At 46.9% G+C, this 260-nt stretch carries 1 pseudogene; it reads left to right on the top strand.

Annotated elements, in window-relative coordinates:
• Positions 1 to 260: pseudogene (locus tag SB724_RS20740) on the top strand (phage tail tape measure protein); the annotation flags it as partial.

Genomic DNA, 260 nt, shown 5'->3' with positions numbered 1-260 from the left:
CCGGCAAGTTGGATTAACCGCGAAAAAGGGAGAAGGTGTTAAGGTACTCAACGAAGAAATCGGTCGTCTACAGGCTGCAAGAGCAAACCTTGTCAATAACACCAATGCGGCGGACAGAAAGAAGAAGAAATATAAGGATGCCGTAAAAGCGATCGACGACGAAATAGCTAACCTCCGGACTGCTAAGGGGCGCGTTCAAGATATCACCGAAGAAGCACAACGGATGAACAGCGAGCTTGGCAAAGATGTAAACAAAAAAG

The sequence above is a fragment of the Bacillus sp. SIMBA_031 genome (assembly GCF_046535225.1).
GTDB lineage: Bacteria > Bacillota > Bacilli > Bacillales > Bacillaceae > Bacillus > Bacillus velezensis.
This window is presented reverse-complemented; position numbering and strand designations above follow the sequence as displayed.